The following is a 2,936-nucleotide window of genomic DNA, read 5'->3' on the forward strand; positions in this document are numbered from 1 at the left end:
GGTGTGCAGGCCGATCGCGAAGTCCTGGCCCCAGTCCCGGTCCAGCACGGTGGCCGGGGAGATCGCAGAAGCCGTCTTGGTCTTGCTGTCGGGCGGGTTGAGCTGTCGGTTGATGCGGTGGGAGCGGGCCAGCATGTAGAACGCGGGTCCCACGAACCGACCCGACGCCACCCCGTTTCGCACGGTCAGTTTCATCAGGGCGCCGGGAGAGTAGGCGGTGGTCAGCGGGGCCAGGATGAGCGCTCCCTCGGCGGCCTGCTGCCGCCAGGCGTCGGGGATGGTGCGGACGGCGCACGTGGCGATGATCCGGTCATAGGGCGCCGTAGGCTCCCACCCGGCCAGCCCGTCGCCGCACACGGTGGTGGGCGCGTACCCGGCCGCGCGGAGGTTCTTCTCCCCCCACGCCGCCAGCACCGGATCGAACTCGATCGTGGTCAGCCGTTCCTCGCCGACGCGTTCGCACAGGAGCGCCGAGTCGTAGCCCGAGGCGGTGCCCACATGCAGCACCCGGCGCCCCTCTTCGAGGTCGAGGTGGTTGAGCTTTTCGTAGGCGATGTCCAGGGCGGAGATCGACGACGTGAAATCCCCGCCGACGAGAGCGGGCCCGTCCTCGGGCCTGACGGCGCCGTCGTCGATCTGCGTGATCAGCGAGGCGTGCGTGCCCCACACCGTCCGCCGCCACCCGTTCTCGTCCCGCTCGCGGTCCAGCACCGGGTACCGGCCGTCATCGTCGGCGGTCGGCGACCAGAACAGGGCGGGGGCGAACGCTTCGCGGTCGACGGCGTGGAACGCGGGCCGAAGCCACGGGGACCGGAAAGCCCCCATGGCCTCAAGCTCGGTGCTGGCGATCTGCCGGAAGTCCACGGGCGCTTACCTCTGCGGTCCGCTGCCGTCGGGAGACGGCGGAGGCGGGGGCGGCATCGGCTTGTCGGACGGTTCTCCCTTGTGCTTATCCATGGCGATTCTCCTTCGTCGTGCCGGTCGTGTCGGTCGTGTCGGTCGGGGCAGTCGTGTGCGGGGGCGGAGAGCCGGGCGGGTCCGGACCGGGGATCGGGCCGGTGGGCGTACTCATCGTCAACCTCCGTCAAGATGCGGGGTCAGGAGTTGGTCAGCACGGTGTGCAGCAATGCCGCGAACGTCACGGTCAACAGCGCGACGAGGATGGTGGTGATGGCGGTCTCGGCGATGCGCGAGCGCACCGGGCGACGGGCTCGCCAGCGCTCCCAGCGGCTCACCACGCGGACGGCACCATGGCGTGCTTCATCAGCTGGCACGCCCCGGACAGCAGATACAGGCGTGCCGCCGGGTTGCTGAAGCGGTCGTGGTCCTCGTCGTGGTGGACGGAATGCGCGTGTCGGATGGAATCGGCGAGGACGTCGCGGGCCCGCCGCTGGGCGGGGGTGCGCTCGGGCATGCGCGTCAGCCGGTACTCGGCTTGCGGGATCAGCGCGAGCAGATGCTCGGCCAGCTCGGCGGCCACCCCGTCGGCCAGCGGATTCGTGGGGTCGGCGGCGGCGAGACCTTCGGCGCGATGGACAGCGTTGTCGACGATCGCGAGGTTCACCGGATCAGCCTGGCTGGGGTGCTGGCTCGTCATCGTCGTCACGGCCTCGTCCTCTCGGGTGTTTGGTCCGGCCGCCCCCCGATGCCGGGCGCAGGGGAGCCCGCAAGGGATTCGGCGGGCGGCCGGTGACACAGCAACGACGCTAGAGAAAGCGAGAGTTAAGCCGCCAGGAAGTTGCGGGAAGTTGCGCCCGGTGTCAGTCGAGAGCGGCGATCTGCGCGGTGATCAGTGCCCGTGCGGCAGGGCCGAAGACGGCCATCTGCCGCAGCCGGTCGAACGCGCGGGCGTAGACCTGGATCTCGTCGGGGTCCTTGACGTTGATCTCCGCCGTCAGTGTCTCGACCTGCACCCGCGTGGTATCGAAGATCATGAACGTTTCCAGCGGCCACATGGAGCGTTCCGCGTCGCTGGGGATGATGCCGAACGCCACGGTGGGCAGCGACATGATCTCCAGGAGATAGCCGAGCTGCCCGGCCATCACCGAGGGCGTGCCGAAGCGGTAGGAGAGCACGCTCTGCTCGATGAGGAGCACGAAGCGGTGCTGGGATTCGTAGATGACGCGGGAGCGCTCCAGGCGCGCGGTGGCGGCTTCCGGGGCGTCGTTGGGGGTTCCCTGGAAGTCGCTGATCGTCGTCAGGAGCTGCTCGGCGTAGCCGTGTACCTGGGAGAGACCGGGGATCACGTTGGAGCAGTACACGCGGAACAGGCGCGTGGACTCGTACAGGGGGACGGCGCTTTCCTGCATGCGGCGGATGCCGGTGCGGTGCAGGCGCTTCCACTCCACGTACAGCAGGTCGGCATCGCGGGTGCGGGCGATCAGCTCATCCACGACGGCCGGGGTGCGGCAGGCGGTGCACCAGGCGCGGATGTCCGCGTCCGTGGGCAGCATCCGCGCGTTCTCCAGCCGCGACACTTTCGATTTGTGCCAGCCGCACGCCTCGGCGACCTCGACGGCTTTCAGGCCGGCGCTTTTGCGGACGTCGACCAGACGCGCGGCGACCTGGGCGCGGGCGGCCTGGGCGGCCGATGAGGGCGTACTGGTCATCGGTGTGCGGTGATGCGGGTCAGAGGGTGAACTGGTGGTGGTCGACGCCCAGATCCCAGACCATCTCGAAGGCGTCCGCACACTGCTTGATGACGCCGTGGTCGGTGCTGGCCTGCGGCTCGATGGCCTGACCGTCGCCGGAGAAGATGTTGAAGCGGACGATGCGGTCGTCGATCAGCCAGAAGTCGTTGCCCGGCAGCAGCAGATGCGAGGCGCGGGCACGTGGCAGCCAGCGCACCTGTTCCCCGGCGTACAGGTTGGCGCCGGTGATGGCGTGCTCGAAGCGGATGTACTCCGTGACCGGCTGGGAGACCACGCGCGCCCGGC

Annotated in this window: 5 protein-coding genes; all 5 read right to left on the minus strand. The window is 69.4% G+C overall.

Annotation, left to right across the window (positions count from 1 at the left end; genetic code table 11):
• Positions 1-864, minus strand: an 864-nt coding sequence (locus tag ACQKIP_RS44120; RefSeq protein WP_427745574.1) for a methyltransferase domain-containing protein, incomplete at its 3' end; no start/stop codon positions are given.
• A 233-nt stretch (positions 865-1,097) separates the two neighbouring features.
• Positions 1,098-1,235, minus strand: coding sequence for a hypothetical protein (locus ACQKIP_RS44125; RefSeq protein ID WP_365861957.1), 138 nt, complete (start codon positions 1,233-1,235; stop codon positions 1,098-1,100).
• Entirely contained in the window at positions 1,232-1,606 is a 375-nt protein-coding gene (locus tag ACQKIP_RS44130; protein WP_365861955.1) for a hypothetical protein, read from the minus strand. Before ACQKIP_RS44130 ends, ACQKIP_RS44125 begins: the two co-directional genes overlap by 4 nt.
• Before the next feature lie 154 nt (positions 1,607-1,760).
• Positions 1,761-2,609: a helix-turn-helix domain-containing protein gene (locus ACQKIP_RS44135; protein ID WP_365861953.1), complete on the minus strand. Its 849-nt coding sequence runs from the start codon at positions 2,607-2,609 to the stop codon at positions 1,761-1,763.
• A 19-nt stretch (positions 2,610-2,628) separates the two neighbouring features.
• A partial coding sequence (locus ACQKIP_RS44140; RefSeq protein ID WP_427745575.1) for a DUF6879 family protein occupies positions 2,629-2,936 on the minus strand: 308 nt, incomplete at its 5' end.

It is taken from the genome of Streptomyces sp. NPDC059900 (assembly GCF_050270335.1).
Classification (GTDB): domain Bacteria; phylum Actinomycetota; class Actinomycetes; order Streptomycetales; family Streptomycetaceae; genus Streptomyces.

Excerpts from the sequence above, each read along its gene's own strand:
- ACQKIP_RS44135 (WP_365861953.1), bottom strand. The coding sequence starts at position 2,609 with ATGACCAGTACGCCCTCATCGGCCGCCCAGGCCGCCCGCGCCCAGGTC.